This window comes from Dactylosporangium darangshiense (assembly GCF_039537565.1).
In the GTDB taxonomy this organism is placed as follows: Bacteria; Actinomycetota; Actinomycetes; order Mycobacteriales; family Micromonosporaceae; genus Dactylosporangium; species Dactylosporangium darangshiense.
Map to the genome: position 1 here is coordinate 26,663 of NZ_BAABAT010000017.1, position 21,808 is coordinate 48,470.

Here is a 21,808-nt window from a genome sequence, read left to right on the forward strand (position 1 = left end):
TGAGAATAAACACAGGCAATTTTGAGGCTAGTGAAGGTTGCCCCTAAGGGTCACAGGGCAACCTGTAGGGGATGCGGAACCGGTACGTAGACCTCCTGCGAGCCGTCGCGATCCTCCGCGTGGTCACGTACCACACGCTCGGGTTCGCCTGGCTGACCGTAGCCTTCCCCGCTATGGGCCTCATGTTCGCGCTGGGTGGCTCCCTGATGGCCGCCTCGCTGGACCGGTCCGGCGTCAAGGCGATCGGCCGACGGATGCGCCGCATCGTCATACCGTTCTGGGTCCTCGGGGCGTTCGCCATCGCGCTCATGTCGCTGTGGGGCGGCATGCAGCACAGCTGGCGGACGCTGCTGTGGTTCATACCCCTCGACGACCCGCCGACATCCGAGCGCGGCGGGCTCTGGTTCAGCCAGATCTGGTACATCCGCTCGTACCTCTGGTTCATCATCGCCTCGCCGGCCCTGCTGTGGCTGTTCCGCCGCTGGCCGATCCCGAGCATTGCGGTGCCGTTCACGGTGCTGGTCATCCTGTGGGAGACGGGCCACGGCACCGGCGGTACCTTTCGCGACTTCTTCATGTACGCACCGGCCTGGATGCTCGGCTTCGCGCACCACGACGGCACGCTGCAGCGCATCTCGAAGAAGGTCATCTGGCCGGTGTGCCTGGTGATGGGCGGCATCGGGCTCGCGATCCTCTTCCACGCGCCGGGCCCCCGCGGGTACGACATGAACGACGCCCCGATCGCCGACACGCTGTGGTCGACCGCGTTCCTGCTGATCATGCTCAACGCCGCGCCGGCGGCCATGTCGCTCGGCGCCGCCGAGCCCGTCGTCGAGGCGGTCAACCGGCGCGCCCTGACGATCTACCTGTGGCACGAGGCGGCGATCACGTTCGTGCGGATGGTGGGCGTCTGGCTCGGCATCACGCTCGTCGGCGGGTACCACGACTTCGTCCAGCTCGGCCTGGTGGCCGCCCTCGTCGCGCTGCTGGTGCTCGGCCTCGGCTGGGTGGAGGACCTCGCCGCGCGCCGCAAGCCGCAGATCGTGCCGATGCCCAAGCGCGCCGCCGTGCCCAGGCTCGAAGAGCAGCCTCAGCCGGTACCCGCATAAGCAGTTACCAAAAAGCAAGCGCGACACGCCGACACTGGTCTTTGCTGGAACTTGCTGGAACCGGCTACCGTGCCGTTCGTGTCCGAATCGATCTCGGCCCCCAATGAGCAGATCGAGCTGCTCGAGCGCCGGATCGACCGGCTGCGCGGCGAGCTGCGCCGCGCGGCCACGACGGGTGACCGGGCACAGGCCAGGACCCTTCGCGCGGAGCTGCGCCGCGTGGAGTACGCCTGGGACACCGCGCTCGCCGAGCTGGAGGAGCGGGCTCCCGCGGCCGCGCGGCAGAATCCGGCGCCACCGATGCTCTCCATCCGTGAGCAGGTCCACCACGCGCTGACCCTGCTGACGGTGCCCGCGGCGCCGAAGCTGATCATCGCCGTCCACGACGCCTTCTTCCCGGGCGAGCTCGTGGCCGCGCGCCTGACCAGCCTGCGCCGGGACGAGGAGCGCTCGTTCAAGGTCGCGCCCTACGGCCGGCCGTACTACCTCTGCCCGGCGCTCACCGCCGACCTGCTCTCGCCGGCGCGCGGGCTGCTGGCCATCTCGACCTGGCCGCTGCCGGCCCGCGTGGTCGGGCCGCTCAGCGCCCGCGTCGACTTCCTCATCGGCGCGATCAAGGTGGCCGAGCGGGTGGCGCAGCTGCCCGACGACGCGCACGACGCCCGCCGGCTGCTGTGGCGCTTCGCCGCCGGCATCCCGGGCGCCGCGGCGGCCGGCGGTGGCGGCACCGACCCCGAGACCGTCGCCGGCCGGGCACAGGCCGAGCTCGACGTGCACGCCGAGGCCGACGCCGCGGACCGCGCCGCGGCGGCCGCGCGCGCTCACGAACGGCTCGACGGCGCCGAGACGCTCTTCGGCGCCCGGCTGCAGCGACTGCGCAGAACCGCGAACTGAGTCACACGCTTCCCCGAGATGAGAACCCCATGGACGCTCTGGTAGACCGGCTGGACCGCATCCGCGGCACCGTGGCGCCGCGCAACCACAACGCACGCACCATCGCCGCGCTCACCAACAACCCCGGCTGCGGCCGGCGGGGGCTGATGGACGCGGCCGGGGTGAACAAGGGCGCCGTCGCCGGGCAGCTGGGCTTCCCGGCCGCCTTCGGCCAGTCGCGGTTCGCGATCGCGCGCGGCAACGCATTCGAGGCGCAGGTCAAGGCCGACGGCGCGGCGGAGCTGCTGCAGCTGCTGCGCGAGCGGCTCGGGCTGGCGATACCCGAGGTGGCCTACGACGACCTGTCCAACGTCGGCGGCAACGCCAGCCGCGAGGTCCGCTACGCCCGCACCCGCAGCCTGCTGGCCCGCGCCGCCGCGGAGCGCGAGGACGCCGGCACGCTGTTCGACCACCCGATGCTGCGCCTGGACATCGCCGGCTACTACGCCTACCTCGAGCCCGACCTCATCGCGTTCCGGGCCGGCGGCCGCTTCCACGTGGTCGAGATCAAGTCGTTCGCGGTGATCGACGGGCAGGCCGACCCGGGCAAGGCGGCCGCGGCGGCGAAGCAGTCGGCCGTCTACGTGCTGGCCATGCGCGAGCTGCTCGGCGAGCTCGGGCATCCGCCGGAGTCCGTGTCGCACAACGTGGTGCTCGTCTGCCCGGAGAACTTCGCCAACCGGCCGATCGCCACCCTCGTCGACGTGCGCAAGCAGCTGACCGTGCTGCAGCGGCAGCTGTCCCGGCTCACCCGGCTCGACAAGATCCTCGACGCGCTGCCCGCCGGGCTGTCCTTCGACCTCGCCTACGACGCCGACCACAACGCCACCCGCCACCCGGACGAGCTGCGCAAGGCCGTCAGCGCGATCGACGCGCGGTACAACCCGGACTGCCTCGGCTCCTGCGAGATGGCGTTCTTCTGCCGCGACGAGTCGGCCGGCTCCACCTCGGCGCTGGGCCGCTCGATCCGCGACGACCTCGGCGGCGTCGAGAGCGTGTCGACGGTGCTCGGCCTCGCCCGCGGCACGCTGCCCCCCGGCGCCGGCCAGGAGGAGATAGCCGGCCTGCTCCGCCTTGCGCACCGCCTGCGCACCGAGTGCCTGCAAGAGGCCGGAGCAGCGTGAGCATCCTCACCGCGCTGGCGCGTGCGGAGGCGGTCGAGTCGGGGCGGGCCCAGCCGCTGACGACGGTCCGGCACACGCACATCGCCGAGAAGCCATTGGTGCTGGTACCGCTGGCGCTCGCCGGCGAGGCCGCGGCGCCCCTGGCGGCGATGGTCGGCACCGGCCGCGACGCCGGCCGGCTGCTCGTGGTGGCCAACCCGCGCGACCGCACCCAGCGCTTCCAGTTCGTGGCGCAGCTGGCGCGGGTCGTCCTGGCGTACGTCGATGGCTGCTCCCGAACCGTCGACACCGGCCAGACGTCCAAGCTGCGGTACGCCGAGGCGCCGCAGGTGCTCGTGCCCAACCGCGGCGGCATCGAGTTCATCCGGCTGCTCGGCCGCTCCACGCGCTTCCGCCGCCCGTACGGCCCGCACCCCGTGCACCGCACCGTCCCGCTGCTCGGCCAGTGGCTCACGTTCCTGCGCGAGCGCTCCGACCACCCCGGCTCCGGCATGCTGCTCGCGCTCACCGAGGTGCTCGGCGAGCACTGGGCGACGGGCCAGAGCGGCCTCGAGGACGCCAACCTGGCCGCGCTGCTGGGCTGGATCGACCCGCCGGCCGGCCTCGACGGCGCCGCCGCGGCCGAGATCGCCGAGGATCCGCTGCGCTGGCCGCCGGCCGGCCCGAGCACCGACCCGACGTTCGACAACGAGGTGCTCGCCCCGGCGCTGGCCGCCTACGCGCGCGCCGCGGACGAGCAGGCGCAGAGCCGCGCCGAGGCCGCGCTGAGCGCCGCCGTCGCCGAGCAGGTGGAGCCGACGTGGGGGCTCATGTGGCGGGCCGTCGACCTGCTGCGGGCGCGCCGGGCGGGCGCGTCCGTCGAGGCGCGATGGGCCGTCGATCGCGATGTTTTCACGATGTACCACATGTCGCTGGCCGAAGGGACCGCGCTGCCGCAGCCGAGGCGCGACAGCGCCGTCGCCGCCGCCGGGCGCCTCGACCGGCTCGAGCGCGAGCAGGCCCGCTACGAGGCGCAGCGCGCCCTCGACGACCCGCTGATCATGGCCGAGTTCCGCCTGTCGGGAGAGGCGTTCACCGGCACCGTCGTGTCCGCCTCGCCCAACCGCGTCGACACCTCCGGCAAGAAGGCCGCGCTGCGCCCGCACATCACCGTGCAGACCGACGACCCGGTGCGCCTGGAGCCGGGCGCCCTGCTCGTCTCGCCGGCCCGCCTGGCCCAGCAGGCGATGGTCGTGTCGGTCTCCTCCGTCGACGTGGTGCTCGAGCTCAGCAAGGGCATGGGCCGCTCGACGAAGCAGCCGGCGCCGGGCTCGGTGCCGGAGGTGGGCGAGGTCGTGACGTACGGGCCGGTCAGCGACGCCTACCAGCCGCCCGGCCGCTTCCCGGCGCGCGAGGAGACGCCCTGGACGCACGGCGGCCCGCCGCCGGACTACCAGCCCACCGACTCCGACGCCGCCGAGGACTGGTCGTGAGCGGTCCGGAGCGAAGCGGAGGGGCCGCTCACCATGGAATCAGCCTCCAGGCATGCGGCCGGAGCGAAGCGGAGGTCGCATGACGATCATCGACGACATCCTGGCCGACTTCGGCTCCGCGGCCGGGCGTGGCGTGGTCGTCGACTCGCCGCCCGGCGCCGGCAAGTCGACGCTGGTCGTGCGGGCCGCGCGCACCATGGCCGAGGCCGGCGAGCGGCTCATGGTCGTCGCGCAGACCAACGAGCAGGTCGACGACCTCATCGACCGCCTCGCCACGGCGGCTCCCGGCCTGGAGATCGGGCGCCTGTCGGCCTCGACGTACGTCCCGGCGCAGCGCGTCATCAAGCACGGCTCCGTCACCGTCAGCGGCGCCGTCTCCGACGTGCAGACCAGCGCGGTCGTGATCGGCACGGCCGCGAAATGGGCGACGGTCACCGAGGGCACCTGGGAGCGGGCGATCGTCGACGAGGCGTACCAGATGCGCTCCGACATGCTTTTGCGAGTCGCCGGCCGTTTCACCCGGGGCCTCTTCGTCGGCGACCCCGGCCAGCTCGACCCCTTCTCGGTCGTCGCCGTCGAGCGCTGGGCCGGCCTGTCCTGGGATCCGATGCAGAGCGCGGTCGCCGTGCTCCTGCGGCACAACCCCGACCTGCCCGTCCACCGCCTGCCGGTGTCCTGGCGCCTCCCACCGTCGGCGGCGTCCGTCGTCTCGGCGGCGTTCTACCCGTTCACCCCGTTCGAGGCCGGCACCCGCCCCGAGGACCGCCGCCTGGAGTTCTCGGTCCGCGCCATCGGCGGCGACCCGCTCGTCGACGCCACGCTCGAAACCGCCCGGCGCACCGGCTGGGCGCTGCACGAGTTGCCGGCCCGCCACACCGTGCGCACCGACCGCGAGGCCGTCGCCGCGATCGCCACCATCGTCGTCAACCTGCTGCGCCGCGGCCCCGTCGCCTACTCCGAGCACGCCCCCGACGGCCGCCCGGTGACGGCCGACCGCGTCGCCGTCGGCGCCGCCCACCGCGACCAGGTCGCCGCGATCCGCCTGGCCCTCGCCGACACGGTCGCCTCCGACGTCACGGTCGACACCGCGAACCGCCTGCAGGGCCGCGAGTACGACGTGACGGTGATCCTGCACCCGCTCTCGGGCCGCCGGGACGCGAGCGCCTTCCACCTGGAGGCCGGGCGCCTGTGTGTCCTGGCGTCCCGCCACCGCCACGCCTGCGTGGTCGTGGCCCGCGCCGGCATCGCGGAGCTGCTGGACACCCACCCGTCGGCGGAGCCGGTGCACTTGAACGTCCCGGTCCGCTTCCCCGACGGCTGGGAGGCGAACCAGGCCATGCTCGCCCATTTGTCCACGATGGCCGCCTGAGCCCGATAAATCCGGCGCCGGCGCGCCAGATTTATCGTGTTCGCGGCTGTGGATGAAGCGAGCCGCGCCCCGCACCAGGCAGGGTGCGGGGCGCGGCCGGTGCGGAGAGGAGGTTACCGCTTGATCCGATTCCTCACGCTCTTGCTGGTGCGCCGCCATGCGTTCATGGCGCGCTGCCGAGGAGTCGCCTTGGCCTTGCGGCGCCGCACGACCGTGATCACCGTCGCGACGACGGTGGCCACCCCGGCAGCGGCTGCGGTCACCAGCGGAACGGGCCGGCGCCGAGCCACGGCCTTGGTCTGGCTCGTGAGATCGCCGATGGTGTCGCCGAGATCCTTGCGGGCCTCGGTCACGGTGCCGTTCGCATGCCTCACGCTCATCGCTGCCCCTTTCTCTCTTGCAAGGGGAGTGCCCATTCGCGCCGATGGTCAACCGCAGGTCGCCGCGACCAGGGCGTGGTCCGACGTCACGGCGGTGCCGACGATCACCGATGCGCACGTCAGGCCGCGTACGAGCACGTGGTCGATCTCCTCGGCCGGGCGGTCGGCGGGGAAGGTGCGCACCGGGCGGAAAGGGGCGAGGCCGTCGGCGTACCCGGCCGCCTCGAACTCGCCGAGCGACGTGCTGCCCGGCGTGATGTTGAGATCGCCGGCGATCACCGTCGGGCGACCGCCGGCGAAGCTGGTCGCGAAGGCGGCGATCTCGCGCGCCTGGACGAGCGGTTCGGCGTCCGGGGGTGGCTGGATGTGCGTGGAGACGATCGCGATCTCGCGGCCGCCGTACGTGACGATCGCGCCGAGGGCCTGTGCGCCCGTCGGCGCGCCGGCGGCGGTCAGCGGGCGGGACTCCACGGCGCCGACCGGCAGCCGGGTCAGGACGGCGTCGCCCCACACGGCGTCGGCGGCGGGCCCGAACAGGTACCGCATCCCCAGGATCCTGGCCAGGACCGCGAGGTCGTCATGGCCGCCGTTGAGCAGCCACGCGCGGTCGACCTCGGAGAGCACGACGACGTCGGGGTGCTGCGCGGCGATCGCCCGCGCGGCCTCGGCCGGACGATAGGTTCCGTCAAGACCGAAACCCATCCGGATGTTGTACTCCACGAGCCTGATCGACCCGCCCTTGCCGACGCTCGCCTCGACCGGCGCCGCCGTCCCCGCCAGCGGCAGCAGCAGGCACGCGGCCGCGATGGCGGCCCATCCGCCCCGCCCGATTCTCGGCCCGTCGGGCGCCGGCGCGCCCGAGCGCACCAGGGAGACGGCCGCCACGAGCGCCACGGCGGCGGGCACCCAGCGGTTGGGATATCCGATGTCGTACGCCGCGTAGTACGCGATCGCCGCCACCGCGAAGATCAGCATGCCGCCGGCCGCCGCGTACCCGGCCCGCCGGCCCGCCCGCCCCGAGGCCAGCCGCAGCGCGAGCGCGAGCGAGGGCGCGCCGAGCAGCAGCGCGAGCCACAGCGGGGCCGGCGCGCCGAAGTCCCAGGCGAAGAGCGCGGCCGAGGCGACCAGTGCGGCGGCGGCCGCGACGCGCCCGGCCGGGCCGGACAGCGCGGCCGGCAGGCGCGGCACGAGCGCGACGGCGAGGAAGGCGAGCGCGACCAGCCCGATCGCGAGCTGCGGGACGGCGAGGGGCGGCGTCGAGGCGTACCCCTGCGCGCCGTACGACGCGGCCACCCCGGCGACGGCGGGCGAGAGGGCGTACATGCCGCCGAGCAGCAGCGCGGGCCCGACCAGCAGCCATCCGCCGCCGGTGCGCGTGCCGAACCTTGCCGTGCGCGTCGCCGCGACGAGCACCGCGCACTCGGCGAGGGCGATGGGTGCCGCCCACCACCAGGGGCGCCACGACAGGTCGACGGTGCCGAGCGCGGCGTGCTGCAGCGCGCTCGCGGCCAGGCCGACCGGGACGCCGACGCCGGCCGACGCGCCGCCCGCCGCAGTGGCGATCAGCCAGGCCAGGCCGAGCAGCAGGCCGGCCGATGCGAGGTACAGCTGCGGCTGACCACCATGGACGAAGATCAGGGCGAGCCGGGCGCACGCGAGGCCGACGGCGCCGGCGAGGGCAACGCGGGGCGGGCCGAGGCGCGCGGCCAGCGGTACCGCTGCGGCGGCACCGACGAACCAGGCCAGCGCAAACGCGCCCATGAGCTCGGCCGGCGTCGACGCCGCCTGCCCGAAGATCGTGATGATCGACGGGAGCCACACCCGCAGGACATCGACCAGCAGCAGGACGCCGGCCGCGACCGCGAGGTCAGTCCTCCCGAACCACGACCTGAACGGCGGCGTCATCGTCGAGACGATAGCCGACACCGCGGACGGTGGCGATGATGCGCGCGGCGTCGCCGAGCTTGACCCGCAGGCGCCGGACGTGGACGTCGACGGTGCGCTCGGTGCCCACCATGTCGTAGCCCCACACCTGGCGCAGCAACTGGGCGCGGCTGAACACGCGGCGCGGGTGCTCGCAGAGGAAGAGGAAGAGGTCGTACTCCCGGCGGGTCAGCGGCACGGGCGCGCCGTCCTGCAGGACCAGTCGCGAGCCGGTGCACAGATACAGCGAGGGCGCGTCGGGCGTGGCCCGGCCGATGCGCCGGACCTTGGCGTCGGCGCCGGCCGCTGCGGCCGGGGTCGCGGGGCCGGCTTCGGCGGCCGCGGGCTCGTCGGCGCGCTCGACCAGCCGCAGGTTGCGGCCGACGGGCGCCTGGCCGGCCGGAGTGCGGGGAAGCGGTGCGTTGCGCTGGATCTGCTGGGTGGACTGGCTGGCGGCGAGCGCCTCGAGGTCGCTGAGCAGGCGCGAGGCCTCCGGCGGAAGCTCTTCCCCGTTGAGCGTGATGTGAACGGTGATGGTGACCACGGAGGGTGCGACGTCAGGCACACCGGCGACCGAAACGGCCATTTTCAATCCTCTCGAAAACCTTCTGAATGAACGCCGATTTCAACCGGGTGTCACTCGACAAAGGCCGTCGAAATGGTGCTCGCGGCGGGATATCCACATTGGATCTAGCTGCACCTCGGGGCACATGGCATCGACCTTACCAGGAACGTCACTAGAAGCGACAGCCGTGTTACGTGCCGCACAGAATAGATCGACACTAATTCGTCTGACGTTTTGGGGCGGTATTCACCGGCAATTCACGAGACCGGTACCCCGATAACTTTGAGTGAGTCGCCCGTTGCGGTCAATCATTTCCCATATACTGGAAGATCGTCACGAGTGCTCACATTGCCACGGGTGCATGCTGGAACAACGTCACCCGCAAATCCTATCTGTTAGCTATGTTCGGGTCGTCCACCATATGAGATCGTGGCACGAAGACGTCCGGGAGTGACAATACTCGCCCCCAGGTCCGTCACCCTCTGCCGCAGCCGTCGATCCGATGTCACCACGATGACGGGCCGGTGACTGACATTGTCGCGCACGAGCGCCACAATGTGGTCGTCGCCCGATTGCGGCGCAGCCTCGACGGGCACGCCGTCGATCGGCGGCACCCCGCGGGCGGCGCCCTCCACGACCAGGGTCACGTCACCCGGGAGAGCGGATCGGTCGCGTTCGGCGAGGGCGTCGCGCAGGCGGGCCGCCGCGCCCGCACGGTCGCGCCACCAGCCGTCCGGCACCGAACCGACCACGTTCGCGCCGTCGACGATGATGAGCGGTTCCATGTGAAAGTTTTACCCCGCAGAGCGCCGACGAGCCGTGACGATCCGTATTAAGGCCGCGCGAGGCGGTAGGCCGCGAGTTGGGTTGCCTGGGCCACCACGCGGTCGGTGCTGTCCCAGATCTCGCAGACCTGGTCCAGCAGGGTCTCCGTGACCAGGCGGGCGCGCTGGCGCACCCGCAGCGGGCCGGGTGCGGGGATGCCGCGCACGTACGCCGTCAGCTCCAGAGTCGGCGTCCAACCGCTGCCGCCCAGCGTGAACGTGGCCGGGGGAAAGGAGTCCACGGCGTACAGCAGTGAGATGGGGTCGAACGGGGAGCCGTCGTCGAAGCTCAGCCAGCCGCGGATGTCGCCGGGGGTCTCGATCGTCACGCGCTGGTCGACCATCTCCAGCATGTCGATGCGGACGCCGGCGCCCGGCGGGTCGACGGGGGTGCGGGAGAGCTCGTCGCGCGGCGTGACCGACGGGGGCTCGGTGTCGGTCCAGCGCGGGCCGCCGGTCGTGGTCAGGTCGCCCAGCGTGAAGAGGGCCTCGACGCAGGTGCGTTCCTTCTGGGTCAGGCGCACCCGGGCCTGGCTGGCGGAGCGGCCGTCGCGCAGCGACTCCACCTCCACCGTGGCGGGGCCGGGGTCGGGCGGGGAGAGGTACACCGCGCTCGCGCTCATCGGGTGCGGATGGGTCGGCGTCGCGGCGGCGCGGGCCATCAGGGCGAGCAGGTAGCCGCCGTTCGGGCGGCCGCCGACGGTCCATTGTGGATCCAGCTGGGCCTCGCCGTCCGACACCGTGGTTGCCTGCGCGAATCCGGCCACCGGGGCCTCCTTCTGCTTGGATGTCGGTATGGCGCGCACGCGGCTCTACCGGGGCGGTCGGCTGGAAGCCGAGGACTTCCCGCTCGACGATATATCCGAGCATCTCAAGGACCCCGGCACGGTGATCTGGCTGGACCTCACCGACCCTGACCGCGCGGACTACGACCGGGTGCAGGAGGAGTTCGGGCTGCACCGACTGGCGATCGAGGACGCTTCGTCGCCGCGCGAGCGGCCGAAGCTCAGTCACTACGCCAAGCATGTCTTCTTCAATGCGTACGCCATCGACTTCGACGCCGCCGCCGGGGACCTCGACGTGCACGAGGTGTCGGCCTTCGCCACCGAGCGGGCGTTGATCACCGCGCACGCGGCGGACTTCGACATCGACGCCGTCGTCGAGCGCTGGGACGCCACCGCGGAGCTGGCCGGGCACGGGGTCGCGTATCTGGCGCACGGGCTGCTCGACGTCGTCGTCGACGGGCAGTTCGACGCCGTGCAGGAGCTCGACGAGGCGCTCGAGGCGCTGGAGGACCGGCTGTTCGACGAGTCGCCGCAGGCGATCCGCCAGGTGCAGCAGCGCAGCTTCCGGCTGCGCAAGAGCCTCGGCAGGATGCGCAAGGTCGTCCTGCCGATGCGCGAACTGGTCAACGGCCTCACGCGCGCCCGTGAGCATCTCGTGGACGACGTTATGCTGCCCTATTACCACGACCTCTACGACCACGTCCTGCGCGTGACGGAGTTCACCGAGTCCCTGCGCGACTTCACCGCCACGATTCTGGAGTCCAACCTGGCGGTCCAGGGCAACCGGCAGAACAGCATCATGAAGAAGGTCACCAGCTGGGCGGCCATCATTGCGGTGCCGACGGCCGTTACAGGTTACTACGGGCAGAATCTGCCCTTTCCGGGTTATGAGAAGCACTACGGGTTCCTGACGTCCGCCGTGTTGATCGTGCTTCTGTCTGTAGGGCTGTACGTCACCTTCAAACGCAAGGACTGGCTATGACTGAACACTTCGACGTCGTCGTCCTGGGCGCGGGCCCGGGTGGCTACACCGCCGCCGTGCGCGCGGCACAACTCGGGCTGCGCACCGCCATCGTCGAGGAGAAGTACTGGGGCGGCGTCTGTCTGAACGTCGGGTGCATCCCGTCGAAGGCGCTGCTGCGCAACGCCGAGCTCGCGCACATCTTCACCCACGAGGCCAAGACGTTCGGCATCTCCGGTGAGGTCACGTTCGACTACTCCGCCGCGTTCCAGCGCAGCCGCAAGGTGGCCGACGGGCGGGTCAAGGGCGTGCACTTTCTGATGAAGAAGAACGAGATCCGGCAGTACAGCACGAGGGGCACGTTCCTCGACGACCACACCCTGCAGGTCGGCGACGAGACCATCACCTTCGCCAACTGCATCATCGCCACCGGTGCGTCGACCCGGCTGCTGCCCGGCACGACGCTGTCGGAGCGGGTCGTCACCTATGAGGAGCAGATCCTCACCGAGGACCTGCCGTCCTCGATCATCATCGCCGGTGCGGGCGCGATCGGCGTCGAGTTCGCGTACGTGCTCCACAACTACGGCGTGAAGGTCACCATCGTCGAGTTCCTGGACCGGATGGTGCCGCTGGAGGACGCCGAGGTGTCGGCGGAACTGCTCAAGCGGTACAAGAGGCTGGGCATTTCGGTTTTGACCTCGACCCGCGTCGAGTCGGTCGAGGAGACCGGGGGCGGGGTCCGGGTGACCGTTTCGGGCAAGGACGGCCAGCAGACGCTCGAGGCGGACAAGCTCCTGCAGGCGATCGGCTTCGCGCCGCGGGTCGACGGATACGGCCTCGAGAAGACGGGCGTCAAGCTGACCGAGCGCGGCGCGATCGAGGTCGACGGGCGGCTGCGCACCAACGTGCCGCACATCTACGCCATCGGCGACGTCACCGCCAAGCTGATGCTCGCGCACGCGGCCGAGTCGATGGGCATCGTCGCCGCCGAGACGATCGCCGGCGCCGAGACGATGGAGCTCGACTACGTCATGATTCCCCGGGCGACGTACTGCCAGCCGCAGATCGCGAGCTTCGGCTGGACCGAGGAGCAGGCCCGCGAGAAGGGCTTCGACGTCAAGGTCGCCAAGTTCCCGTTCACCGCGAACGGCAAGGCGCACGGCCTGGGCGACGCGACCGGGTTCGTGAAGCTCATCAGCGACGCGAAGTACGGCGAGCTGCTGGGCGGCCACCTGATCGGCCCCGAGGTCACCGAGCTGCTGCCCGAGCTGACCCTGGCCCAGCAGTGGGACCTGACCGTGCACGAGGTGGCCCGCAACGTGCACGCGCACCCGACCCTGGGCGAGGCGGTCAAGGAGGCCATCCACGGCCTCTCCGGCCACATGATCAACATGTGAGTCCAGCCAACGGGATCGGCGGGATGGCGGCACCCGCCCCCGCCGGTCCCTCGGTACGCTTTGCCTCATGCGGCAGGAGTGGCACCACTTCACTTACCCCGGTCCGGAGATCTCTCGTGTCGCCGTTCCGGGCAACCAGGACGACGACGAGTTCGGCCTCGACCGGTGGCGGACGCTGCCCCGGGCGCAGACCCCGCCGTGGCCGGACCAGACCGCTGTGGACGAGGTCGGCCAGCTGCTTTCCTCGGTACCGCCGATCGTCGCGCCGTACGAGGTCGACCAGCTGCGGGAGCGCCTCGCGCTCGTCGCCGACGGCAAGGCCTTCATGCTCCAGGGCGGCGACTGCGCCGAGACCTTCGCCGACAACACCGAGGCGCATGTGCTGGGCAACGCCCGCACGCTGCTGCAGATGGCCGTGGTGCTGACCTACGGCGCCTCCCTGCCGGTGATCAAGATCGGCCGGGTCGCCGGCCAGTTCACCAAGCCGCGCTCGGCGCCGCTGGACTCGCTGGGCCTCCCGGCCTACCGCGGCGACATGATCAACTCGCTCGACAAGGACCCCGAGGCGCGCGTCGCCGACCCCCAGCGCATGGTCCGCGCCTACGCCAACTCCTCCAGCGCGATGAACATGCTGCGGGCGTATCTCGGCGGCGGCATGGCCGACCTGCACGCGGTGCACGACTGGAACAAGGGCTTCGTGGTCACCTCGCCGGCCGGCCAGCGCTACGAGGCCATCGCCCGCGAGATCGACCGTGCGCTGCGCTTCATGCAGGCGTGCGGGGTCAACGACGACGAGGCGCTGCGCACCGTCACGCTGTACTGCTCGCACGAGGCGCTCGCGCTGGAGTACGAGCGGCCGCTGGTGCGCATCGCGGGCGGCCAGCCGTATGGGCTGTCCGGGCACTTCCTGTGGATCGGCGAGCGGACCCGCCAGCTCGACGGCGCGCACGTCGACTTCATGTCGCGCATCGCCAACCCGATCGGCGTCAAGCTCGGCCCCACCACGTCGCCGGAGCAGGCGATCGAGCTGTTCGAGAGGCTCAACCCGCAGAACATCCCCGGCCGGCTCACGTTCGTGTCCCGGATGGGCAGCACGAAGGTCCGCGACGCGCTCCCGCCGATCGTGGAGAAGGTCACCGCGGCCGGCTGCCGGGTCGTCTGGCAGTGCGACCCGATGCACGGCAACACGCACGAGTCGTCCAATGGGTACAAGACCCGGCACTTCGACAGGATCGTCGATGAGGTCCTGGGGTACTTCGAGGTGCACCGCGAGCTCGAGACGCACCCGGGCGGCCTGCACGTCGAGCTGACCGGCGAGGACGTCACGGAGTGCCTCGGCGGTGCGCAGGCGATCGTCGACGAGGACCTGCCGGACCGCTACGAGACCGCCTGCGACCCGCGCCTCAACACGCAGCAGTCGCTCGAGCTCGCCTTCCTCGTCGCGGAGATGCTGCGTGGCTGACGTCCGCGTTGACTTCCGCTCCGACACGCTCACCCGGCCGTCGCCCGCCATGCGCGCGGCGATGGCCGACGCCGAGGTCGGCGACGACGTGTTCGACGAGGACCCGACCCTGCACGAGCTGCAGGACCACGTCGCCGGCCTCTTCGGCCACGAGGCCGCCCTCTTCGCGCCGAGCGGCACGATGGCCAACCAGATTGCGCTGCAGCTCGCCGTGCCCCGCGGCGAGGAGCTGCTCTGCGACGCCGCCGCGCACGTGGTCACCGACGAGATCGGCGCCGCGGCGGCGATCGGCGGCGTCTCGACGCGCACGTGGCCGTCCGCGGGCGCCGACCTCGACCCGTCCGTGGTTGCCGACATGATCCGCCCCGACGGCTTCGTCGCCGTGCCGACGCGCGCGATCGCCGTGGAGCAGACCCACAACCGCCAGGGCGGCGCGGTCATCCCGCTGCCGACGCTGCAGGCACTGCGCGCGACCGCGACCGACGCGGGCGTTCACCTGCACTGCGACGGCGCCCGCATCTGGCACGCCCACGTCGCCGACGGCGTGCCGCTGTCCACCTACGGCCGCCTGTTCGACTCGCTGTCGGTCTGCCTGTCCAAGGGCCTCGGCGCCCCGGTCGGCTCGCTGATCGTGGGCTCGGCCGAGCGCATCGCCGCGGCCCGCAAGCTGCGCAAGCGCATGGGCGGCGGCATGCGACAGGCCGGCATCCTGGCCGCGGCGGGCCTCTACGCGCTGCGCAACAACATCCCACGGCTGGCCGAGGACCACGCCCGGGCCCGCCTGCTCGCCGAGGCCTTGGCCCCCTCGGGCGTCGTGGACCCGCAGCGCATCCGGACCAACATCGTGCCGCTGGACCTCACCGGGGCCGCGGTGGACGGCCCGGCCTTCGCCGCCGCAGCACGCGAGCAGGGCATCCTGGTGTCGGTACTCGGCCGTCGACTCGTCCGCCTGGTCACACACCTGGACCAGACCGACGACGGCATCGCACACGCCGCGAAGGTCCTCCCGACGCTGCTGCACTGATCATCCTTGATTTGGGGGATTTATCCGGCCGCTGGCGCGTCCAGATAAATCCCCCAAATCCGGATTTATCATCTCATCGGCCGGTTCCTCGGCCCGCCTGGTCATGGCCAGGGCAATTGCCGAGATGACGCACGTCAGCGCGCCTGCGGTGATCATCGCGCCGTCGGCGTGCAGCAGCGCCACCAGCGGCGAGGCCGCCGCGGTGCCGACGCCGATCGCGGTCTGGATCAGCGCGCCGGAGGCGGCGAACGCGCGGCCGTGCTGGGCCTGTGGTGTGCGGCCGCTGATGAGCGCGTTCTGCGACACGTTGAGGAACCCATTGCCGATCCCGCCGAGCGCGGAGGCGACGAAGGCGAGCCCGAGGTTGGGCGCGAGCCCGATGCCGGCGATCCCGGCGCCGCCCAGCAGGTTGCCCAGCGCCAGGATCGTCTGCGGCAGCAATCGGATGCGCGGCACGAGCTGCGCGCCGGCGAGCGCACCGGCGCCCCACAGCGTCAGGTACAACCCGTAGCCCGAATCGCTCGCGCCGAGCTGCTCGACGAACCGGAACGGCGCCGCGACGTTGTCGATGACGCCGGCGCTGATGGCGATGGCGCTGCCGATGAGGGCTGTCCGAAGTACCGAATCAGCGAAGATCAGGCGAAGCCCGCCCTGGCTTTTGCGCTCCTTGCCGCCCGCCTCCGTACCGGCGTGCGGCACGGGCCGGCGCCGCGCGCGCACCCCCGTGCACGCGAGCGTCAGCAGCGCGAACGTCGCCGCGTCGACCAGGATCGCGACCGTCGGGCTGAACGCGCCCGTGAGCAGGCCACCCGCGGCCGGCCCGGCGATCCAGCCGAGCCCGGTGCCGGCGGCGAGCCTCGCGTACCCCTTCTGGGCCGACCCCTCGGCCACAATCGCCGGCACCATCGCGGCAGTGGCCGGTCGCACGAACGCCGACAGCGCGGTGACCGCGGCGAAGAGCGCGATGATCGCGCCCAGGTTCGTGGCGAATGCCAGCGGTACACAGAGGACGGCCTGCCCGGCGAGCGCGACGAGCAGCACCGAGCGCGTCTCGAACCGGTCGACGACCCGCCCGGTGAGCGGCGCCAGCACGACGTACGGGATGAGCTCGGCCGCGAGCAGCCCCGCCACCCACCCGCTGCCGTGCGGCTGGAGCCGCAGCAGCAGCGCGACGAGCGCGGCGGCGTCGCCGGCGGTCGATACGGCCAGGCCTATGGCGAGCAGGTTGAGATCGCGCCGCATCAGCCGTGCACCGACCGCGCCGCGCGATCGGTGCGCGCCGGCCCCCGCCCGTTTTCCACGCCGCAAGATTTGTGCCCGCGCGGTGCCCTGTCAAGCGGAAGTATGAAAAAACGCCATATACCCGATTTCACGCCTGGCCGGGTATAAATACGACATGTCGTGGCGCGTCAGCGCCCGACATGTCGGGCTAGCGCGCCGGGGCCGACGAGCGCAGGAGCGCGATGTCGGCCGCGTGCGACGCGGCGTCCGTGCCGCTCGGGGTCTCGACGATCAGGGGTACGCCGCGGGCCGCCGGGTGCGACAACAGCTCCGCGAAAGCGGCCGCGCCGATCGTGCCCTGGCCGAGGTTCTCGTGGCGGTCGCGGGTCGAGCCGCACGGGTCCTTCGAGTCGTTGGCGTGGATCAGCCACAGGCGATCCGCGCCCGCGGCGGTGACCAGGGCGTCGAGCGTCTCCGTCATGCCGCCCGGCGTGGCCAGGTCGTGGCCCGCCGCCCACGCGTGGCAGGTGTCGAAGCAGACGCCCAGATGCGGGTGGTGGTCGACGGCCGCCAGGTACTCGGCGAGGTGCTCCACCCGCGACGCGAGGGATCGTCCGCCGCCGGCGCTCGGCTCGACGAGCAGGGGCGGCCAGCCCTCGCGTTCGGCCTGGTCGAGGAGCGGGCGCAGCACCCGGCGTACCGTCGAGAAGGCGGTTTCGGCGTGCTCGGCGTCCACCGCCGAGCCGGCGTGGAAGACGACGCCGCGGGCGCCGATGTCGCGGCCCCGGCGCAGCGCGTGCTCGAGGGTGGCGACGGAACGCTCGACCGTCGCCTCGGTCGGCGAGCCGAGGTTCACGAGCAGGGCCGCGTGGACGTATGCCGTGACGCCATGGTCCGCGCAGCCCTTGAGGAAGGCATCGTCCTGTTGCAGGTCGCCGGCGGTCAGGGCCCAGCCGCGCGGGTTGGACACGTACACCTGCACCGCCGTCGCCGACGTCTGCTCGACGTAGCGCAGCGCGGCCTTGGCCAGGCCCCCCGCGGCGGGCGCGTGCCCGCCGACGGGGATGACGAGCGCGTCCATCACAGGAACGCGAACAGGCTGACGTGCTGTCCCGGGACGACCGGGGTGTTGGGCTGCGGGTTCTGCTGGCGCACGGTGCCGAAGCCCTGCGCGTCCACGACGAGGCCGAGGCCCTCGAGCTGAGCGCGCGCCTGGTCGAGCGGCATGCCGCGCACCTCGGGCATCGGGATCTGGGCCGGGCCCTTGGAGATCTGCAGGTCCATGACCATGCCGTCGGTAACGCTGTTGCCGTCGCCGATGCTCTGCGCGACGACCTCGCCCTTGGGCTTGTCGCTGTCGACCTCTTCGACCTTGCCCAGCTGGATCTTCACCCTGGCGAGGTCGGACTTGGCCTGCTCGACCTGCTTGCCGACGACGAGCGGCACCTTGACCGGGTTGGGGCCCTTGGAGACGAACACGGTGATCGCCTGGCCGGGCTTCACCTGCGTGCCGACGGGCGGGTCGGTGCTGACCACGTAGCCGGCGGGCACGGCGTCGTCGAACTTGTCCGCGCGGTTGCCCACCAGGTTCATCGCCTGCAGGTCGACCTGCGCCAGGTCCCACACCTTGCCGGCGATGTCCGGCACCTTGTACACCTCGGGGCCCAGCGACAGCGTCAGCGTGATCGTGCCGCCGTCGAGGATGCGCCCGCCGGGCGGCGGGTCCTGGGAGAGGACCTGATCCTTGGGGATCTTCGTGTCGAACTTCGGGTCGGCAAACTTGACCTTGAAGCCGGCGGTGGAGGCCAGGTGCGCCGCCTGCTCCTTCGTCTTCGTGGTCAGGTCGGGGGTGTCGGTGTAGCGCCCGACGCCGAACCAGTAGCCGCCGACCGCGACGAGCAGGCCGAACGTGAGCAACGCGGCGATCACGGCGAGCCGGGTGCGCGGGTTGGCGTTGATCCGCTCGAGCACTCCCGCCATGCCGCCGCCGGGCTCCGGCTCGGTGCGGTGCCGGCGGCCGACCGCCTGCGGGGGAGCGGAGGCGGGCAGCCGGGCCCAGGAGGGGCGGCGGGTCGCCTGGTACATCTGCGAGGTCGGCTCCATGCGAGGAACCGACTCGACCCGCGGCACGACGACGGTCGGCGGCGCGACGGGGCGCGCGCGGTTGTTCATCGCGGTGCCGATGTCCTCGCGCACCGCCTGCACCTCGGCCAGCATCGCGCCGGCGTCGGTCGGGCGGCCGCCCGGGTCGCGGCGGGTGGCGCGGGCGACGAGGTCGTCGATCTGCGGCGGCAGGCCCGGCACGTATCGCGACGGGAAGGGCACGTCGCGGTCCACGTGCTGCCAGGCCACCTCCACCGGGCGGTCGGCCTCGTAGGGCACCCGGCCGGTGAGCATCTCGAACAGCACGATGCCGGAGGAGTACACGTCGGTGCGCGGGTCGGCGTGCCCGTCGGTGACGAGCTCGGGCGCGACGTAGGCCACGGTGGCCATCAGGTGCGAGCCGGTCTCGTCCGCGCTCGCCTCGACCGCGCGGGCCAGGCCGAAGTCGGCCACCTTGACCACGCCGTCGATGAGGTTGTGCTGATCGCCCGGCGACTCCGCGACCAGCACGTTCTCCGGCTTGACGTCGCGGTGCACGAGGCCCGATCGGTGCGCGGCGGCGATCGCGGCGAGCATCTGCTCCATGATCGCCAGGGCCTCCTGCGGCTGCAGGCGGCGCCGCTCGGCGAGTACTTCGCGCAGCGTCGCGCCGCGCACGTACTCCATGATCAGATACGGCAGCCCGTGGTGCGTGCCCTGGTCGTACACGGCGACGACGTTGGGATGGGTGAGCCGCGCGATCGTCTTCGCCTCGTCGGTGAACCGGTCGACGAAATGCGGGTCACGCGACTGCGCCGGGTGGATGATCTTGAGCGCGACCGTGCGCTCGAGGCGCTCGTCCAGCGCCGTGTAAACCGTCGCCATGCCGCCCTTGGCGACACGCGAGCGAACGCGGTAGCGCCCGTCTACAAGCGCACCGAGAAGCGGATCGGCGACCGTGGTATCCATTGGCTGCGAGTGTACGGCTGGAGGGGGCGAATCCTCAGCGCCCGCCACCGTCCTCGCTGTTTCATCCCATTTCGAGCGCTTCGTCCGGCACGGTGAGGGCGACCAATCGGACACGGAGAGTGATGGCGAGGGGGGATGCCGTCGTCTGTTGCCCGTTCCTTCATCGCCGCCGCCTGAGCATTAATCTGCTGATGTGAGCGAACAACCTGCCAGCCCGGCCGAATGGCTGACCATGCCCGAGGTCGCGGAGCGCCTCGGCATCCCCGTCAACCGGGTGCACCAACTGGTCCGCGACCACTCGCTGATCGCCGTCCGGGAGAGCGGCGTGCTGCGCGTCCCCGCGGAGTTCATCGCCGAGACGGGCGTGGTCAAGCACCTGCCGGGCGTGCTGACGTTGTTGTACGACGCCGGGTACAACGACGACGAGGCCCTGCGGTGGCTCTACACGCCCGACGAGTCCCTGCCCGGCACGCCCGCCGAGGCGCTGCGCGGCAACCGGGCCACGGAGGTCAAACGGCGCGCGCAGGCCCTGGGCTTCTGACGGTGCGCTGGACCTACCTGCTGGTCCTGGCCGGCTGCCTGGCCGGCGCGCTGTGGCTCGAGCCGCTGCTCAAGGTGGGTGTCCTGCGGCAGGCGCGGCGGCTCGTGCTGACCGTCGCGCCGGTCGCGGCCGTCTTCGTGGCCTGGGACCTCCTGGCGATCCACGCCGGCCACTGGACCTTCGACCCGCGCCAGATCACCGGCGTCATCCTGCCGGGTGGCCTGCCGATCGAGGAGCTGCTGTTCTTCCTGGTCGTCCCGGTCTGCGCCATCCTCGGCTTCGAGGCCACCCGCCTGACGCTGCGCCGCTGGTCCCGCAGATGACCTACACCGCGGCCGCCGCCATCGGGGTCATTTCCGCGGTGGTACTCGATGTGCTCCTCCTGCGCACACGCCTCGTCCTCGGCCGGGTCTTCTGGTGCGCGTACCCGATCGTGTTCGCTTTCCAGCTGCTCTCCAACGGCATCCTGACCGGCCGCGGCGTGGTCCTCTACCGCCCATCGGCGATCATCGGCCTGCGCCTGGTGCACGCCCCCGTCGAGGACCTGGCCTTCGGCTTCGCCCTGGTGCTGGCCACGCTGTCGCTCTGGACGTTCCTCAGACCGCGCGCTGCGTCGCCGCCTGGGCCAGGCCCGTCAGAACCTCCCGCGCCTCGTCCGTGACGTCTGCCGCGGCGAGTGCTCCCAGCGCCTCCGCGGTGAGGTCCGCGATGCGCTCCTCGGTGCGCCGCAGCGCACCGCTGTCCACGATCGTCTTGCGCAGCAGCGCGACCCCGTGCTCGTCGAGCTCCGGATCGCCCAGGTGCTCGTCGAAGACGGCCGCACCCGCTCCCTCGATCGCGGCCGCGATCAGGTAGGTCCGCTTCCCTTCGCGCAGGTCGTCCCCGGCGGGCTTGCCGGTCACCGCCGGGTCCCCGAACACCCCGAGCACGTCGTCGCGCAGCTGGAACGCCTCGCCGAGCGGCAGCCCGAACGCCGAGTACGCCCGGGCGGTCGCACCCAGGTCGCCCGCCAGCGCCGCCCCGAACACCAGCGGCTGCTCGATCGTGTACTTCGCCGACTTGAACCGCGCCACCAACGAGGCCCGCGCGGTCGACGTGTCCCCGGTCGCCTGCGTCTGCACGTCCAGGTACTGCCCGATGGTCACCTCGGTCCGCATGTCGTCGAACACCGGCCGCGCCCGCGCGAGCGTCACCGGATCCACCCCGCTGGCGTGCAGCATCTCGTCGGACCACACCAGGCAGAGGTCCCCGAGCAGGATCGCCGCCGAGGTCCCGAACCCGTCGCTGTCCCCGCGCCACCCGTTCCCGCCGTGCAGGTTGGCGAACCGCCGGTGCACCGCCGGCTCCCCGCGCCGGGTCTCCGACCCGTCCATCACGTCGTCATGGATGAGCGCACTGGCCTGCACCAGCTCGAGCGCCGCAACCGCACCGACGATCTCGTCGGCGTCGGCCCCGCCGGCCCCGCGATACCCCCAGTACGCAAACGCCGGCCGCAACCGCTTCCCACCCCCCAGCACGAGCGCCTCGATCGCGTCCGCCACCGGCGCGAGCGCTACGTCCTCGATCTCGGCCAGCCGCTCGCGCCGCCGCCGCAGAAACCCGTCAAGGGCGCGCCGGACCCGTTCGCGAAGCTCGGCCCGGTCGAGAAAGGGGTGCGTCACGGCTGA

21 protein-coding genes are annotated in these 21,808 nt (G+C 71.9%); 12 read left to right on the forward strand and 9 right to left on the reverse strand.

Translation table 11 applies throughout. The annotated features are described in order from the left end of the window. Positions 1-71 precede the first annotated feature (71 nt). The 5 genes from ABD901_RS28265 to ABD901_RS28285 all read left to right on the forward strand — a co-directional run bounded on the left by ABD901_RS28265 (position 72) and on the right by ABD901_RS28285 (position 6,007). The gene (locus ABD901_RS28265) at positions 72-1,109 is read left to right on the forward strand and encodes an acyltransferase family protein (protein ID WP_345130972.1); all 1,038 of its coding nucleotides are present in this window, start codon (positions 72-74) and stop codon (positions 1,107-1,109) included. A gap of 78 nt (positions 1,110-1,187) precedes the next feature. Further along, positions 1,188-2,003, forward strand: a complete 816-nt coding sequence (locus ABD901_RS28270) for a hypothetical protein (RefSeq protein ID WP_345130974.1) — start codon at positions 1,188-1,190, stop codon at positions 2,001-2,003. 29 nt (positions 2,004-2,032) lie between these two features. Further along, positions 2,033-3,166 (forward strand): hypothetical protein, encoded by a 1,134-nt coding sequence (locus ABD901_RS28275; protein WP_345130976.1) that lies wholly within the window; start codon positions 2,033-2,035, stop codon positions 3,164-3,166. After that, complete coding sequence (locus ABD901_RS28280) at positions 3,163-4,638, forward strand: hypothetical protein (RefSeq protein WP_345130978.1); 1,476 nt, start codon at positions 3,163-3,165, stop codon at positions 4,636-4,638. Before ABD901_RS28275 ends, ABD901_RS28280 begins: the two co-directional genes overlap by 4 nt. Positions 4,639-4,717: 79 nt before the next feature. Further along, complete coding sequence (locus tag ABD901_RS28285; protein ID WP_345130980.1) at positions 4,718-6,007, forward strand: AAA domain-containing protein; 1,290 nt, start codon at positions 4,718-4,720, stop codon at positions 6,005-6,007. A gap of 113 nt (positions 6,008-6,120) precedes the next feature. Here the strand turns inward: ABD901_RS28285 and ABD901_RS28290 are convergent, their stop codons facing one another. From ABD901_RS28290 to ABD901_RS28310, 5 genes are all read right to left on the reverse strand, one after another. Beyond that, a complete protein-coding gene (locus ABD901_RS28290; RefSeq protein ID WP_345130981.1) occupies positions 6,121-6,360 on the reverse strand; it encodes a hypothetical protein in 240 nt (79 codons plus the stop codon). A 75-nt stretch (positions 6,361-6,435) separates the two neighbouring features. Continuing rightward, the gene (locus tag ABD901_RS28295) at positions 6,436-8,292 is read right to left on the reverse strand and encodes an endonuclease/exonuclease/phosphatase family protein (protein ID WP_345130984.1); all 1,857 of its coding nucleotides are present in this window, start codon (positions 8,290-8,292) and stop codon (positions 6,436-6,438) included. Then, positions 8,255-8,896 (reverse strand): winged helix-turn-helix domain-containing protein, encoded by a 642-nt coding sequence (locus tag ABD901_RS28300; protein ID WP_345130986.1) that lies wholly within the window; start codon positions 8,894-8,896, stop codon positions 8,255-8,257. The genes ABD901_RS28295 and ABD901_RS28300 overlap by 38 nt, the downstream gene beginning before the upstream one ends. 374 nt (positions 8,897-9,270) lie before the next feature. Continuing rightward, positions 9,271-9,660, reverse strand: a complete 390-nt coding sequence (locus ABD901_RS28305; protein ID WP_345130988.1) for an NYN domain-containing protein — start codon at positions 9,658-9,660, stop codon at positions 9,271-9,273. Positions 9,661-9,707: 47 nt separating this feature from the next. Then, on the reverse strand, positions 9,708-10,466 hold the full coding sequence (locus ABD901_RS28310; protein WP_345130990.1) for a thioesterase family protein: 759 nt from the start codon (positions 10,464-10,466) through the stop codon (positions 9,708-9,710). A 28-nt stretch (positions 10,467-10,494) separates the two neighbouring features. Here ABD901_RS28310 and ABD901_RS28315 point away from each other — a divergent pair, with 28 nt between their 5' ends. The 4 genes from ABD901_RS28315 to ABD901_RS28330 all read left to right on the forward strand — a co-directional run bounded on the left by ABD901_RS28315 (position 10,495) and on the right by ABD901_RS28330 (position 15,328). Further along, on the forward strand, positions 10,495-11,466 hold the full coding sequence (locus ABD901_RS28315) for a magnesium transporter CorA family protein (RefSeq protein WP_345130993.1): 972 nt from the start codon (positions 10,495-10,497) through the stop codon (positions 11,464-11,466). Next, a complete protein-coding gene (gene lpdA / locus ABD901_RS28320; protein WP_345130995.1) occupies positions 11,463-12,842 on the forward strand; it encodes a dihydrolipoyl dehydrogenase in 1,380 nt (459 codons plus the stop codon). The genes ABD901_RS28315 and lpdA overlap by 4 nt, the downstream gene beginning before the upstream one ends. 67 nt (positions 12,843-12,909) lie before the next feature. Beyond that, positions 12,910-14,304, forward strand: a complete 1,395-nt coding sequence (locus ABD901_RS28325; protein WP_345130997.1) for a class II 3-deoxy-7-phosphoheptulonate synthase — start codon at positions 12,910-12,912, stop codon at positions 14,302-14,304. After that, the gene (locus ABD901_RS28330; RefSeq protein WP_345130999.1) at positions 14,297-15,328 is read left to right on the forward strand and encodes a threonine aldolase family protein; all 1,032 of its coding nucleotides are present in this window, start codon (positions 14,297-14,299) and stop codon (positions 15,326-15,328) included. The genes ABD901_RS28325 and ABD901_RS28330 overlap by 8 nt, the downstream gene beginning before the upstream one ends. Here ABD901_RS28330 and ABD901_RS28335 read toward each other — a convergent pair whose 3' ends face one another. The 3 genes from ABD901_RS28335 to ABD901_RS28345 form a co-directional block, all read right to left on the reverse strand. Continuing rightward, complete coding sequence (locus ABD901_RS28335; RefSeq protein ID WP_345131001.1) at positions 15,329-16,570, reverse strand: MFS transporter; 1,242 nt, start codon at positions 16,568-16,570, stop codon at positions 15,329-15,331. A gap of 187 nt (positions 16,571-16,757) precedes the next feature. Further along, on the reverse strand, positions 16,758-17,630 hold the full coding sequence (locus tag ABD901_RS28340) for a deoxyribonuclease IV (RefSeq protein WP_345131003.1): 873 nt from the start codon (positions 17,628-17,630) through the stop codon (positions 16,758-16,760). Continuing rightward, positions 17,630-19,600, reverse strand: a complete 1,971-nt coding sequence (locus ABD901_RS28345) for a Stk1 family PASTA domain-containing Ser/Thr kinase (RefSeq protein ID WP_345131005.1) — start codon at positions 19,598-19,600, stop codon at positions 17,630-17,632. The genes ABD901_RS28340 and ABD901_RS28345 overlap by 1 nt, the downstream gene beginning before the upstream one ends. A gap of 193 nt (positions 19,601-19,793) precedes the next feature. Between ABD901_RS28345 and ABD901_RS28350 the strand changes: the two genes are divergently transcribed. Genes ABD901_RS28350 through ABD901_RS28360 form a run of 3 tightly spaced genes read left to right on the forward strand, consistent with a single transcriptional unit; the run spans position 19,794 to position 20,802 of the window. Continuing rightward, the gene (locus tag ABD901_RS28350) at positions 19,794-20,141 is read left to right on the forward strand and encodes an Rv2175c family DNA-binding protein (protein WP_345131007.1); all 348 of its coding nucleotides are present in this window, start codon (positions 19,794-19,796) and stop codon (positions 20,139-20,141) included. 2 nt (positions 20,142-20,143) lie between these two features. Beyond that, positions 20,144-20,464, forward strand: coding sequence for a lycopene cyclase domain-containing protein (locus tag ABD901_RS28355; protein WP_345131010.1), 321 nt, complete (start codon positions 20,144-20,146; stop codon positions 20,462-20,464). Next, positions 20,461-20,802, forward strand: coding sequence for a lycopene cyclase domain-containing protein (locus tag ABD901_RS28360; RefSeq protein WP_345131012.1), 342 nt, complete (start codon positions 20,461-20,463; stop codon positions 20,800-20,802). Before ABD901_RS28355 ends, ABD901_RS28360 begins: the two co-directional genes overlap by 4 nt. Here the strand turns inward: ABD901_RS28360 and ABD901_RS28365 are convergent. Then, positions 20,738-21,802 carry a polyprenyl synthetase family protein gene (locus tag ABD901_RS28365; RefSeq protein WP_345131014.1) on the reverse strand — a complete coding sequence of 355 codons (1,065 nt, stop codon included), beginning with the start codon at positions 21,800-21,802 and terminating at the stop codon, positions 20,738-20,740. The genes ABD901_RS28360 and ABD901_RS28365 overlap by 65 nt on opposite strands. Between the last annotated feature and the right edge of the window lie 6 nt (positions 21,803-21,808).